We start from the raw sequence: 13,112 nt of genomic DNA, 5'->3' as shown, positions 1-13,112 counted from the left end.
TGGATATGACATCTCCACCACCCCCGGAGGTCTTCCGAGCCGCCGTTACCTCAGGCCGCCGACCGACAGGCCGCCGCGCCAGTGCCGCTGGAGGGTGAAGAAGGCGATGATGAGGGGGACCACCGACACCAGGGCGCCCATGATGATGAGGCTCCACAGGGAGGTGCCGCCCGAGTTGTTCGCCGAGGCGATCCCCTGCCAGACGCCGAGGCCGACGGTGACCGGGAACAGGCGGTTGTCGGAGAGCATGGCGAGGGGCAGGAAGTAGTTGTTCCAGGACGCCACGGCGGACAGCAGCAGCACGGTCACCACCGCCGGCCGCATCAGCGGGAAGGCGACCCGGAAGAACGTCCGCATCTCCCCCGCGCCGTCGACACGCGCCGCGTCGAGGATCTCGTCGGGGACGGCGTCGCGCGCGTACACGTGCATCAGGTAGACGCCGAACGGGTTGAGAAGCGACGGCAGGATCACCGCCCAGATCGTGTTGGTCAGTCCGAGCCCGGAGAACATGATGAAGGTGGGGATCACCAGCGCCGTTCCGGGCACCATCAACGCGCCGAGCAGCACCGAGAAGGTGAAACGCCGGCCGGCGAACCGGTATTTGGCGAACCCGTAGCCGGCCATGACGGCGAGGATGGTGGCCCCGATCCCGCCCGCCAGCGCGTACAGCGTGGAGTTGAGGATCCACCTGCCGTAGATGCCGCCGTCGTAGGTGAACAGGCGCTCGAGGTTGCCGAAGTAGTCGACGTTGTCGGTGAACCACAGCGTGTTGCCGCCGCCGAACAGGCCGGGGGCGTCCTTGGAGCTGTTGACGATGACCCACCAGAACGGGATGAGGAAGTACACGACCAGGAAGCCGAGGAGCACCTGCAGGGGAAGGTGGCGTTGCGGCCTTCGGCGTCCGGCGGCGCGGGAGAGGGTGGTCATCAGAGGAAGCTCCTCCGCTTGCGGGTGAAGAACAGGAAGGCGTAGACGCAGACGAAGACGATGCCGCCGAGGGCGAAGGAGATCGCCGACCCGTAGTTGAAGTTGGCGAGCTTGAACGCCTGCGCGTACGCGTACATGTTGGGGGTGAAGTCCGGTGTGATCGTGCCGGCCGCGAGGTAGCGCAGGATCTGCGGCTCGTTGAAGAACTGCAGGGTGCCGATGAGCGAGAAGACCAGGATGAGGAAGATCGCGGGGGCGATCAGCGGGATCTTGATCCGCAGCGCGGTCTGCCATCTCCCGGCGCCGTCCATGCGGGCGGCCTCGTAGAGCGTCGGGTCGATGCCCTGAAGGGCCGCGTACAGGATGATCATGTAGTAGCCGGCCCACTGCCAGGTGACGACGTTGATCAGGGCGTAGAAGATCAGATTCTTGCTGAAGAAGTCGGGCGCGGTGCCGCCGAACAGTCCGAAGATGTCGGTGAGCGGCCCGAAGCTCTTGCTGTACAGAAAGCCCCACATGACGGCGCCGATGACTGTGGGGATCGCGTACGGCAGGAAGATCATCAGCCGGGAGAAGCGGGTGAACAACGTCGTCACGGCGTCAAGGATGAGCGCCATGGCGAGCGCGATGACGATCTGCAGCGGGATGGCCACCAGCGAGAAGCGGATGACGAACCACGCCCCGGACAGGAAGCTCGGGTCGGTGAACGCCTTGGCGTAGTTGTCGAACAGGACGAAGCTGGTGCCGCCGATCAGCTTCTTCTGGAACAGGCTGAGGTACAGCGCGTAGGCGAGCGGCGCGATGAGCAACGCCAGGAAGACGATCCAGAACGGCCCGACGAACAGCCACCCCATCAGATGCTCGCGCAGGCGCACCTTGCCGTGGATCTTGGATGTCTTGTCTTCAGTGCGCGGTGCGCTCTCCTCGATCAGGAGGGTCATCTTGGGCTCCGGGAATGTCGACGCTGGGAGATCGTGGGCGGGCCGGCCGGCCGAGAGGACGGCACGGCCCGCCCGTGGTGTCACTGGACGGTGAATCCTTGTTCCTTGGCGTACGCCGCCACGTCCTCCTGCAGCCGGTCGGCGGCCTGGGCGCCGGTGACCGAGCCCTCGATCATCGCGCTGACCTGCTTGGTCATGGCGTCGAAGTAGTACTGGCCGAACGGGCTGTAGGTGACGCCCTTGTAGGCGTCCGCCGCGGGGACGTAGACCTCCTTGTTCGCCTGCTGGCCGTTGAAGAAGCCCACCTTGGCGTCCACGAACTCGGGGGACTTCAGCGCCTTGAGGTTCAGCGGGAAGATGACCTGGTTGGTCCAGCCGTCCTTGAGCGAGTCGTCGTCGGCGTACAGGCCGTAGGCCACCTTCGCCGCGAGTTCGGGGTTCTTCGCCTGGCTGGTCACCGAGAAGGCCGACCCGCCCCAGTTCACCTGCACCGGGTTGGCCGGATCCCACTGCGGGAGCGGCGCCACCGCGAACTTGCCGGTGTCCTTGCCCTTGCCGACGCCGGCGCCGGTGAGGTAGCCGGGCGCCCAGGCCGCCGAGATGTAGGTGGCGTACTTGCCGTTGATCACACCTGAGATGTACTCGGGAGTGAACTGGTCCTGGGTCCCGACCAGGCCCTTCTTCGCCAGGCCTCCCCAGTAGTCGAACACGTCCTTGGACGCCTGGTCGTTGAGTTTGACCCCGATCGACTTCGGCTGCGCCGGGTCGTAGGTGAACGGAGCGGCGCCCTTCTGGATCTGCAGCGCCATCAGCAGCGCCGGCACGTTGGCGCCGAGGTCACCGAAGTGCGGGCCCCCCGCGTCCTTCACCTTCTGCGCGGCCTTCTCGTACTCGTCCCAGGTCTTCGGCGGCGTGATCTTGTACTTGTCGAAGACGTCCTTGCGGTAGATCATCGCCAGCGGGCCGCCGTCGACCGGCACGCCGTAGACGGCCTCACCGACCGAGACGTCCTTCCACGCGCCCTCGCTGTAGTTGGCCTTGACCGCGTCGAAGCCGTACTTCCTGATGTCGACGAGCGCGTTCTGGATCTGGAAGGTCGGAATGCGGTCCATCTCGACCATGATCACGTCGGGCGCGCCGGTGCCCGCGGAGATGGCCGTCTGGAACTTCTGGTACTCGTCGCCGCCCTGGCCGACGTTGGTCCAGCAGACCTGCACCTCGTTGTTCTGCTTGTTGAAGTTGTCGACGACGAGCTGCGTGTTGGGGTACCAGCCCCACATCGTCACGACCGGCAGATCCTTCTTGGTGATCGTGTTGGTGCAGCTGCTCGCGTTGTTCCCGCCCGGGTTGGCCGTGCTCTTGCCCTGGTCGGGGGAGCAGGCCGCGAGCGCGCCCGCGGCGGCGAGCAGGGCCGCCGCGGTTATGAGGGACTTTCTCTTCATTGGATGTTCTCCCTTTGGGGGGTCGTGGCGCACAAGGTCCATGCGCCACCGCTGAGGCCGGATGATCGGCGGAACCGGGCACGGGTGACACACCCCGTGCCCGGTTCCCATTGCCGATCCTCCGGTGAGCGCTCGGCACACTCCCGTGCCCGGCGACCACCACCGGGGCCCCCGATGCCCCGGCGGCGCCGCCTCGGACGAGATCGCCTAGCGCTTGAACAGGCGCGGCGCGAGGTCGATGAGGTTCTTCTGCCACACGTCCCAGCCGTGCGGTCCAGGGGTGACCCCGTCGAACTCGTAGTGGACGCCGAGGGTGTTCATCGTGGTCAGTCCGGCCATGAACGACGGGTACACGAAGTCGGTCACGTCGCCGACGTACACGCGGAACAGCTTGGTCCCGTTGTTGATCGCCGCCACGTCGACGCCGGTGCCGCTGCCGAACCCGGCCGAGAACGCCGCGACGTAGGCGAACCGGCCCGGGTAGGCCTTGAGCACGCCGATCGCCTGGCCGCCGCCCATCGACAGGCCGGCGAGGGCCTGCTGGGAGGAGTCGCTGGAGATGTGGTAGGCGGCACGGGCCGCCGGGACGATGTTCTCCAGCAGTTCCTTGGTGAAGTTGGAGGAGTTGCCGTTGCCCATCACGACCACCATGGGCACGATGTCCCCGTCGAGGAACTCGTGGTCGAGGATCTGCTTGGCGCGCCCCATCTCGGTCCAGTCGGTGTAGTTCTGGCCGCTGCCGTGCTGGAGGTAGAGGACGGGATAGGGCTCCGCGCGGTTCGGGTCGTACCCCGGCGGGGTCCACACCAGCGCGGTGCGCTCGGCGTTCGCCACGGTGCTCTGGTAGGTCAGGCTCTCGACCTTCCCGCCCTGGCCGGCGGGAACGTCGGACAGCAGGCGCGACCTCTCACCGGGGATGAAGAAGGAGCTCCAGGCCGGCTCGGAGGTGATCTTCGTCGGGTTCGACGCGTCCTTGACCCCCACCGTGTCCACGATCCACCGGTAGTAGTAGAACCACGGCTCCAGCGGTCCCACGGTCGCCCGCCACCGGTCGCCTTCACGCGACATCGGCACGCGCAGCCAGCTTCCACCGGGAGCGATGTTCGCCCACACCGTGACGTGCTTGGCGTCCTTGTAGTCGGTCGTGGTCTCGAAGGTGACGAAGCCGTCCTTGGTCACGAACGGCGTCGGGGTGGTGCCGGGCGCCGGCGGGGTGAACTCGCCCTTCAGCGGTCCGTGACCGGCGCTCGGACCGTGGTCGCCCACCTTGCGGAACAGCCGCGGCAGGAAGTCGATCAGGTTCTCCCGCCAGGCGTTCCAGTTGCCTCCCGCGTCGGGGTTGACGCCGTCGAACTCGTACTTGACCCGGGCGCGGTCCAGCGCCCTGGTCAGGGCGACGGTCGCGTTGTAGGCGGGGTCGGTCACGTTGCCGGTGTACAGGCGCACCAGCTTGGCGCCGTGGCCGGGGCCGGGCTTGGGACCCGGTCCCGGCACTCCGGCGGGGAGCTGCGTCAGCGGACTGGAGAACGAGCCGGCGTAGGCGAACCGGCCGGGGCCGGTCAGGGCCGCGCGCAGCGCCTCAGATCCGCCCTCGGACACACCGGCGATGGCCTGGTGCTCCCGGTCGCGGTGGACGCGGTAGGCGTCCCCGACCGCCTTGCCGAGGTCGTTCAGCTCCTTGTCGCCGTCCGCGGCGCGGCCGTCGGAGATCACGACCACCATCGGCTCCATGGCGTGACCGGCCGACAGGTTGTCGAGGATCTGCTTGGCACGGCCGAGGTCGAGCCAGTCGGTGGCGCCGCCGTCCGCGCCGGACCGCAGGTACAGCACCGGGTACGGCTTGCCGCCCTTGGCTGCCGCGTACCCCGGCGGCGTCCACACCAGGGCCGACCGCTCCTGGTCCTTGGTGCGGTAGGTCAGGGTCTCGATCTTGCCGCCCTGCCCGTCGGGCGCGTCCGCGAGCAGCCGCGCCGAGTCGCCCGGCACGAGGAAGGTGCTCAGGAGCGGCTTGGACGCCACGCCGGCGCCGTTGGTCGGGTCCTTGATGCTCTTGGTGTCATCGGCGGTGACCTGGTAGTAGTACAGCCCCGGCTTGAGCGGGCCGAGAACCCCCGACCAGACGTCTCCCCGACGGGTCAGTCCGTACTCCGTCAAGGCCGCGGAGGGGCCGAAGTTCCCCACGATCATGACCTGCGACACCTGGCCCAGGTTCGCCTGGATGTAGGCCGCCGGGACGCTGAACGACGCGTAGCGGTCCTCCGAGACGCTCAGCCACGGCGTGTCCGCCGCCGCGGCCGGTCGCGGTGCGAGCAGCATCGTCGTGATCGCCAGCACTCCGGCGGCGACCATCGCCGAGAAACGGCGTACGCCCTCGTGGCGCACGCTCCCATGGTAATCTTTCACTTGGTTTCACCCTTCCTTAAATGGTCGGCGGCGGATGCGACCCGCCAGCCGATCAGCTCTTCAGTGGGTGCGCCGTGGTCTCCCTGTGTCACCTCCGTCACGGGCAGGCCATGCCCTCCTGACCCTTCGGTGCGTCTCGATATGGTCTGCGTGGTGTGCCGGTCATAAGCCGGGCGTGCTCTTCGGTGGCGCGGTGGAGCCGCGCACCACCAGGCGGGTCGGAATCTCGATGCGGCGGTGGCCCTCCCACTCACCGGTGACCAGTGACTTCAGCAGGTGCGCGGCCTCGTATCCGAGCCGGTACATCGACTGGTCCACCGTGGTCAGCCCCGGCTCGGCCAGCGCCGACTCCGGGATGTTGTCGAATCCGACCACCGACAGGTCGCCGGGGACGCTGAGCCCACGCCCCTTCGCGACCTCCAGAACCTTCAACGCCATCCCGTCGCTCGCCGCGAAGATCGCCGTCGGACGGTCCGCGCCGGCCAGCAGGGCGTGTGCCAGCGGGGTCGCGGACTCGGGGTTGAAATCCCCTCTGCCGATCAGGGCCGGGTCGAACGGGACACCGGCCGCGGCCAGCGCCTTGCGGTATCCCTCCTCGCGCGACCACGCGGACTCCAGGCTGGAACGGCCCGCGATGAATCCGATGCGCCGATGCCCGAGGCCGAGGAGATGCTCGACCACCGAAGTCGCGCCCGCGAGGTTGTCCGCCGTCACCGAGGGAACCGTAGAGCCCCGGACCGGGTCGATGACCACGACCGGAGTGCCGCTGCGGACCTCGTCCCAGGGCGTGACCACGATGCATCCGTCCGTGAGCGTGCCCGACAGGCGGGTCAGATGCCGCTGCTCCCAGCCCTCCGCGTACGTCCCATAGAGGTCACTGTTGGCGTAGATGATCAGGTCGAAGCCCGACCGGCTCAGTGCCTGCATCACGCCCTTGAGCACCTCGGCCGTGTAGGACTGGAAACTGTGGGCCACCAGGCCCAGAACGTTGGTGCGACTGCGCCGCAGGCTCGTCGCCACCAGGCTCGACTCGTAGCCGAGCTGCTCGATGGCCGAACGCACCTGCGCGATGGTGCTGGCGCTGACGCCGTAACGCCCGTTGACGACCCGCGACACCGTCGCGGTGGAGACGCCCGCCACTCGCGCGACATCGCTCATCGTCACCGGCGCACCGACATCGGCCATGCGGCCCTCTCCATTGCAAACGTTTTCGATCACGTTTCCGGCGCTTAACGTAACTGACAATGTTTGCGCACACAAGACCCTTTTCGGCCTTGCGGACACGCACTAAAGGGCATGGCCGCGTGGTGCGGACCGACCGGGAAACCGCCCCTGCCAGGGCGAACTCGGAAGCCACGGTCGGGGTAGCGGACACGGCGGAGGACGGCGAGCGTCACCGGTGATGTGAGCGTGCTCATGAGAGTACGGGGGCACCCCGGAGAACTGACCAGGGTGGCCGTCGCCGGGAGTGCCGCGTGGCAGCGCCGGACGGCCGGAGTTCGCCGCGGCGCCCGCGGCGGGGCGCTCATGAGCCGTCCGGGGGGCAGGAGGCCTCGGACGCGGGGGGACCGCGGATTCCACCGCCGTATTGGGCCCCGTCCGGCGCCGTTCTCCACCGGCGGAATCCCGCCGGCGGCACACATTTCCGTGCGAGCATTTCGACCCGTGTCCCCCGCGATGAGCCCGTCATCGCATTGTCCGGAATATCACCCGAGAATTCTCTTTATAGGGCCGGGTCGGCCGCCATTCCGCCGCCGTTCTCCGGAGCACCCCGGACATGCCCGCGCGTCATGACGGGTCGCCTCGCGCCCCAGGTCACAGCGGTGCTCGCGCCGTCAGACACACTGCCGGCCGTCGCCGCGCGTGAGCCGCCTCGCGCGCCCTCGGCCCGCTTCCCCCCGGCCGGGCCGTCAACTCCGCCACGAACGCGCCGTGAACCGGGCCCTGACACGCGGCGAATCCGGAAAACCGCCGCGCGCCTCGCGGTGTATCCGCTGGATCGCCTTCGCGCGAGGGAATGCCGCCGTCCATCTCCGGCCGCCGGGTACGCCGCCATGGCAGGCCCGCCTGGCCGTGATGCGGCCGTGGTAGGGCCATGGTGGGGCCAGCACTACCGTGTACCCGCCTGGTACCAGGATGTCGAAGGACATGGTGGCCCGGACAGTGTTGATCGGGCCTGCCCGATTCGTCCGGCGCCGCGTGCGGTGGCCGCACGGCGCGGGGACGGGCGGCCGATCCGCCACCACGTCAGGAGAGCCGTGACCGAAACCTCCACCATCGACGCCGCCACGCGCGGCAGCGACTTCGCCCGGCTCTCCCGGCGGGTGGCCGAGGCCGGACTGCTGGACAGGCGTCCCGGCTACTACGCCCTGCGCCTCGGCCTGGTCACCGGCCTGTTCGCGGGCGGGTGGGCCGCCTTCTTCGCCCTCGGCGACTCCTGGGCCCAACTGCTGGTGGCGGCGGGCCTCGCGGTCGCCTTCGCGCAGGTGGCGCTCATCGCCCACGACCTGGCCCACCGGCAGGTCTTCCGGTCCAGGCGGCTGAGCCAGGGCGCCGGATGGCTGGCGGGCAACCTGGCCATCGGCATGAGCTACGGCTGGTGGATGGACAAGCACACCCGGCACCACGCCAACCCCAACCACGAGGACCACGACCCGGACGTCTCCCCCGACGTGCTGATCTGGTCCTCGCGGCAGGCCGCGTCGAGCCGGGGCGCGGCCCGGGTCATCGGACGGTGGCAGGCGTTCCTGTTCTTCCCGCTGCTGACGCTGGAGGGCTTCAACCTGCACCTGGCGAGCTTCCGTGCGTTGCGGCGTCCCCGGCTCAAGCACCGCGGGGTGGAGGCCGCGCTGCTGACCGCCCACGTCGTGGCCTATCTCGGAGCGGTGTTCGCCGTGCTCCCCCTGGGCAAGGGGCTGCTGTTCGTCGCCGTCCACCAGGCGATCTTCGGGGTGTACCTCGGGTGCACGTTCGCGCCCAACCACAAGGGCATGCCCATGCTGACCGCCGAGGACCGCCTGGACTTCCTGCGGCGTCAGGTGCTGACCTCCCGCGACGTGCGCGGCGGCCTGATGCTGGACATCGCCCTCGGCGGCCTGAACCACCAGATCGAGCACCATCTGTTCCCGAGCATGCCGACGCCCAACCTGCGCCGGGCCAAGCCCCTGGTGCGGGCCTACTGCGCGGAGCTCGGCATCCCGTTCCACGAGACGGGCCTGATCGCCTCCTACGCCCAGGCCCTGCGCCACATGCACACCGTGGGGGCGCCGCTCCGCGCGGGGAGCGCGTCCGACTGACCCCCGAGGCGGGTCGCCCGCGCCCCGTGCCGCAGGGCTGTGCGTAGTACGTCACCGATCCGCTACGGACGGGAAACCCGGAGGAAACAGGCCGCGGCTGTCATGAAGGGGACTCACCGCCCCCGGTGAGGCGCACCTAGGGTTCCGCCCTCGCCGGCCGGCGAGGGGCTGGTCCGAGAGGTGCAGGCGGCCTGCGGCCGTTCCACGGCGGGACAAAAACCCGGGAGACAGTCATATCGGCTGCCTCCTGTGTGAGGCGTTTCCGAAAGGGAGTGCCGTGGGTCACCTTCACGACAACTACGGACCCGAGGCCCGCCGCGCCGTCGAACGCGAGGCCGAGCTTCCCCTGACGATGCACCGCCGCGAGATCGAGCGCGGGCTGGAGTACGGCCTGCCGGGCGCCGAGTCGATCGTCGACCGCACCATCCCCACCTTCTCGCGAGGAGAGCTGCCGCACTTCGCCGGGATCAACACCTTCCTCAAGGCGCCCTACGTGGAGGACGTGCGGCGCTGCGGCGAGTACGACGTGGCCGTGCTGGGCGCCCCGTTCGACGGCGGCACGACCTACCGCTCGGGCACGCGGTTCGGCCCGCAGGGCATCCGCAAGATCTCCGCGCTGTACGGGCCGTACAGCTTCGAGCTGGGCGTGGACCTGCGCGAGTCGATCACCATCGCCGACCTCGGGGACGTCTTCACCATCCCGGCGAACATCGAGAAGACCTTCGACCAGATCAGCAAGGCGGTGTCGCACGTCTACGCCAGCGGGGCCTTCCCGGTGGTGCTCGGCGGCGACCACTCCATCGGCTACCCGACCGTGCGCGGCGTCGCCGAGCACGTCTCCGGCAACGTCGGCATCATCCACTTCGACCGGCACGTCGACACCCAGGAGACCGACCTGGACGAGCGGATGCACACCACGCCCTGGTTCCACGCGACCGACATCCCGAACGTGCCGGCCAAGAACCTCGTGCAGATCGGCATCGGCGGATGGCAGGCGCCCCGGCCGGGCGTGAAGGTGGGCAGGGAGCGCGGCACCACCATCATGACCGTCACCGACTGCGTCGAGATGGGCATCGAGGCCGCCGCCGAGCGCGCCCTGGAGGTCGCCTGGGCCGGCGCCGAGGCGGTGTGGCTGTCGTTCGACGTCGACTGCCTGGACGCGGCGTTCGTCCCCGGCACCGGCTGGCCGGAGCCGGGCGGCTTCCTGCCGCGCGAGGTGCTGAAGTTCATCCAGCTCATCGCGGACGCCCGGCCGCTCGCGGGCATCGAGGTCGTCGAGTGCGCGCCGCCCTACGACAACGCCGAGATCACCGCCCTCATCGCGACCCGGGTCATCTGCGACACCCTCGGGTGCCTGGTCCGCGCCGGCCACCTCCCCCGGCGCGCCGCCGCCCGGGCGGACGGCTCCGGGCCCGCGGGGGCGCACGTCAACGCTTCGCAAGCCTGAGAGGGGAGCCTTCGATGCTCCGACGCCTCATCCTGCCCGCCGCCGTCGTCCTGGTGCTGGGCACCGCGTGCGCCGCGGCGCCGGACTCCGCGCGGCCGGCCGACCCCGGGGGCGCCCCGGCGGTCAGGCTCGGGTTCAGCGCCTGGCCCGGCTGGTTCCCCTGGCAGGTCGCCGAAGAGAAGGGGCTGTTCGCCAAGAACGGCGTCACGGTGGAGCTGAAGTACTTCGACAGCTACACCGACAGTCTCAATGCGCTGGCGACCGGCAACATCGACGCCAACAGCCAGACGCTGAACGACACCCTCGCCTCGGTCGCCGGCGGCGCCAAAGAGACCGTCGTGCTGGTCAACGACAACTCCACCGGCAACGACCAGATCATCGCCAAGCAGGGCGTGAAATCCCTGGCCGACCTCAAGGGCGCGACCGTGGCGGCCGAGCAGGGCACCGTGGACCACTATCTGCTACTGCTCGCCCTGCGCAAGGCCGGCCTGACCGAAGCGCAGGTGAAGTTCCAGCCGCTGCCGACCGACGCAGCCGCCGCCGCGTTCGTCGCCGGCCGGGTGGACGCGGTCGGCGTCTTCGCCCCCTTCACCACCACCGCGCTCAAGCGGCCCGGCAGCAGCGCGATCACCAGCTCCGCGGACTTCCCCGGCGCCATCCCCGACCACCTGGTGGTCACCAGGGACCTGCTGGCCAAGAACGACAAGGCCGTGCAGGCGCTGGTGAAGACCTGGTTCGACACCATCGCCTGGATCGGCGCGAACCGGGCCGAGGCCGTGCAGATCATGGCCGGGCGCGCCGGCGTGAGCGCCGCCGACTACGAGACCTACGACAAGGGCACGACGATCTTCACGTTGGAGCAGAACCGGGCGGCGTTCACCGGCGAGCTGCCCGCCCGGGCCAAGGAGATCTCCGAGTTCCTGGTCTCCAGCAAGCTGGTCGACGCCGCTCCCCCGCTGGACGGACTGCTGGAGCCCCGGTTCGTCCAGGCGGTGCAGCCGTGACCCCGGCCTCCGCGCCCGCCGGGGCCCCGATGTCCCGGCCCGCCGGCGCCGCCGGCCCGCTCGAGCCGTCCCTCGCGCTGGGCGCCGTGCCGGGCGGGCGCGGGCGGCGGGTGCGGCTGCTGTCCAGCGCCGTCTCGCCCCGGACGGCCTGGGTGCTGCGCGCCCTTTCCGTACTGCTCCCGCTCGCCGCCTGGCAGGCGGTCAGCGTGAGCGGCCTGACCGACCCCACCTTCCTGCCCTCGCCCGCCGCCGTCCTCGCGGCCGGCCGGGAGATGGCGGTCCGCGGCGAGCTGTGGTCCGACCTCGCCGCGAGTCTCGGCCGCGTCGGCCTAGGTTTCGCGCTCGCGGTGCTCATCTCGGTGCCGCTCGGCTTCGCGATGGGCGCGCTGCCGTGGGCGCAGGCGCTGGCCGAGCCGTTGATCGGCCTGCTGCGCTACCTGCCCGCCTCGGCCTTCATCCCCCTGCTGATCATCTGGCTGGGCATCGGCGAGGCGTCCAAGGTCGCGCTGCTGGTGCTGGGGGTGGTCTTCTTCAACACGCTGATGACGGCCGACGTCGTCCGGCAGGTGCCCCGGCGGCTGCTGGAGGTCTCCGCGACGCTCGGCGCGCGCCGTCTCAGGGTCGCCTTCCGCGTGGTGTTCCCCTACGCGCTGCCCGGCGTCATCGACGCGATGCGGGTCAACGCGGCGGCGGCGTGGAACTTCGTGGTCGTGGCCGAGCTGATCGCGGCCACCTCCGGGCTCGGGTACCGCGTCATCCGCGCGCAGCGGTTCCTGCAGACCGATCGGATCTTCGCGATCCTCGTGGTGATCGGCCTGATCGGCCTGGCCATCGACGTCCTGCTCCGGCTGTTGCGCGCACGGGTCGGGAGGTGGGCCGCGTGACGCTGCGCCTTGAGTCGGTCGGCAAGGAGTTCGCGCCCGGGCGGCCGGTGCTGGCCGATCTCGACCTCACCGTCGCGCCCGGGGAGTTCGTCTGCGTGGTGGGGGCCAGCGGTTCGGGCAAGTCGACGCTGCTCTCGCTGATCGCCGGGCTGACCCGCCCGACGTCCGGCCGGGTGCTGCTGGACGGCGAGGAGGTCACCGGGCCGGGCCCCGAGCGCGGCCTGGTGTTCCAGACGGCGTCGCTGTATCCATGGCGCAGCGTCGCGCGCAACGTCGCCTTCGGGCTGGAGTCGCTGGGGCTGCCGCGCGCGCGGCGCGAGGAGCGGGTGGGCCGGCTGCTGGCGGAGGTCGGGCTGTCCCACCTCGCCGGCGCGCTGCCCGGGAGGCTGTCGGGCGGGCAGCAGCAGCGCGTGGCGATCGCCCGGGCGCTCGCGTGCTCTCCGCGCGTGCTGCTGCTGGACGAGCCGTTCGGAGCGCTGGACGTGCAGACCAAGGAGGACATGCAGCTGTTCGTCCGCCAGATGTGGCAGGAGGAGCCGACCACTGTGATCATGGTCACCCACGACGTCGAGGAGGCGGTCTTCCTCGGCCGGCGCGTGCTGGTGCTGTCCTGCGACCCCGGCCGGGTCGCCCGCGACCTCACCGTCGGCCTGCCCGCCGAGCGGCCGCTCACCGTGAAGCGCTCGCCCGCGTTCCTGGCGCTGCGCGCCGAGGTGGAGGACTTGGTCCGAGCCGAGCACCGCGCGCATCAGGCGCGCGTGTAGGTTC

The 13,112-nt window shown here is 69.9% G+C and carries 10 protein-coding genes and 1 riboswitch; of the genes, 5 read left to right on the top strand and 5 right to left on the bottom strand.

Features of this window, described 5'->3' with window-relative positions; all coding sequences use genetic code 11:
• Nucleotides 1-45: 45 nt before the first annotated feature.
• The 5 genes from ACWEN6_RS02655 to ACWEN6_RS02635 all read right to left on the bottom strand — a co-directional run bounded on the left by ACWEN6_RS02655 (nucleotide 46) and on the right by ACWEN6_RS02635 (nucleotide 6,898).
• Nucleotides 46-927, bottom strand: coding sequence for a carbohydrate ABC transporter permease (locus ACWEN6_RS02655; protein ID WP_452568629.1), 882 nt, complete (start codon nucleotides 925-927; stop codon nucleotides 46-48).
• Nucleotides 927-1,868, bottom strand: a complete 942-nt coding sequence (locus tag ACWEN6_RS02650; RefSeq protein WP_452568628.1) for a carbohydrate ABC transporter permease — start codon at nucleotides 1,866-1,868, stop codon at nucleotides 927-929. Before ACWEN6_RS02650 ends, ACWEN6_RS02655 begins: the two co-directional genes overlap by 1 nt.
• Before the next feature lie 80 nt (nucleotides 1,869-1,948).
• Nucleotides 1,949-3,310 (bottom strand): extracellular solute-binding protein, encoded by a 1,362-nt coding sequence (locus ACWEN6_RS02645; protein WP_452568627.1) that lies wholly within the window; start codon nucleotides 3,308-3,310, stop codon nucleotides 1,949-1,951.
• 207 nt (nucleotides 3,311-3,517) lie between these two features.
• Nucleotides 3,518-5,692 (bottom strand): alpha/beta hydrolase-fold protein, encoded by a 2,175-nt coding sequence (locus ACWEN6_RS02640; RefSeq protein WP_452568626.1) that lies wholly within the window; start codon nucleotides 5,690-5,692, stop codon nucleotides 3,518-3,520.
• Nucleotides 5,693-5,875: 183 nt separating this feature from the next.
• The gene (locus ACWEN6_RS02635; protein ID WP_354838908.1) at nucleotides 5,876-6,898 is read right to left on the bottom strand and encodes a LacI family DNA-binding transcriptional regulator; all 1,023 of its coding nucleotides are present in this window, start codon (nucleotides 6,896-6,898) and stop codon (nucleotides 5,876-5,878) included.
• 1,073 nt (nucleotides 6,899-7,971) lie between these two features.
• Here ACWEN6_RS02635 and ACWEN6_RS02630 point away from each other — a divergent pair.
• The 5 genes from ACWEN6_RS02630 to ACWEN6_RS02610 all read left to right on the top strand — a co-directional run bounded on the left by ACWEN6_RS02630 (nucleotide 7,972) and on the right by ACWEN6_RS02610 (nucleotide 13,108).
• Nucleotides 7,972-9,009: a fatty acid desaturase family protein gene (locus tag ACWEN6_RS02630; protein ID WP_452568625.1), complete on the top strand. Its 1,038-nt coding sequence runs from the start codon at nucleotides 7,972-7,974 to the stop codon at nucleotides 9,007-9,009.
• Between the two features lie 125 nt (nucleotides 9,010-9,134).
• Nucleotides 9,135-9,238, top strand: a riboswitch (guanidine-I (ykkC/yxkD leader).
• Between the two features lie 48 nt (nucleotides 9,239-9,286).
• A complete protein-coding gene (locus ACWEN6_RS02625; protein WP_452568624.1) occupies nucleotides 9,287-10,456 on the top strand; it encodes an agmatinase family protein in 1,170 nt (389 codons plus the stop codon).
• Nucleotides 10,457-10,470: 14 nt separating this feature from the next.
• Nucleotides 10,471-11,460, top strand: coding sequence for an ABC transporter substrate-binding protein (locus ACWEN6_RS02620; RefSeq protein WP_452568623.1), 990 nt, complete (start codon nucleotides 10,471-10,473; stop codon nucleotides 11,458-11,460).
• Nucleotides 11,457-12,344, top strand: coding sequence for an ABC transporter permease (locus ACWEN6_RS02615; protein WP_452568622.1), 888 nt, complete (start codon nucleotides 11,457-11,459; stop codon nucleotides 12,342-12,344). The genes ACWEN6_RS02620 and ACWEN6_RS02615 overlap by 4 nt, the downstream gene beginning before the upstream one ends.
• On the top strand, nucleotides 12,341-13,108 hold the full coding sequence (locus tag ACWEN6_RS02610; protein WP_452568621.1) for an ABC transporter ATP-binding protein: 768 nt from the start codon (nucleotides 12,341-12,343) through the stop codon (nucleotides 13,106-13,108). The genes ACWEN6_RS02615 and ACWEN6_RS02610 overlap by 4 nt, the downstream gene beginning before the upstream one ends.
• Nucleotides 13,109-13,112: the final 4 nt, after the last annotated feature.

The organism is Sphaerisporangium sp. NPDC004334 (genome assembly GCF_053602655.1).
The sequence above is the reverse complement of the archived record's forward strand: the minus strand, read 5'-3'. Positions and strand labels throughout refer to the sequence as shown.